Origin of the sequence: Desulfobulbus alkaliphilus, from assembly GCF_016918545.1 — a bacterium.
Lineage (GTDB): Bacteria > Desulfobacterota > Desulfobulbia > Desulfobulbales > Desulfobulbaceae > Desulfobulbus > Desulfobulbus alkaliphilus.
Genome location: NZ_JAFFQC010000368.1, coordinates 1 through 405 on the forward strand (window position 1 = coordinate 1; position 405 = coordinate 405).

At 66.7% G+C, this 405-nt stretch carries 1 protein-coding gene; it reads left to right on the top strand.

What is annotated here, in order from left to right; all coding sequences use genetic code 11:
• Nucleotides 1-140: 140 nt before the first annotated feature.
• Nucleotides 141-405, top strand: a 265-nt coding sequence (locus JWG43_RS18975) for a response regulator (protein ID WP_205244459.1), incomplete at its 3' end; no start/stop codon positions are given.

The following is a 405-nucleotide window of genomic DNA, read 5'->3' on the forward strand; positions in this document are numbered from 1 at the left end:
CCTCCGTGTGCATGGGAGCGCCGCGCGCCTTTTCCTCTGTTTCGCCCCCTTCGTCACGAAGACGGACGAAGGGTGGGCGCGGCGGTAGCGGGCTAAGGTAGCATGCGCGGCGGAAACTGCGACTCCTGGAGACTACAAGAATGACTGGCCGCATCATCGTCGCCGATGATCATCCGCTGTTTCGCGAGGGCATGCTGAGTATCCTCCAGCGCCTGCTGCCCGAGGCCAGGATCGAGGAGGCCGGCGATCTCGCCGGGGTCCTGCGCCTGGCTGACGAAGGCGAGCAGCCCGATTCGCTGATCCTCGACCTGCGTTTCCCCGGCCTGACCCGCATCGAGATGCTCGCCGACCTGCGCCGCCGGTTCCCGCGCACCACCCTGATCGTCGTCTCGATGGTCGACGACC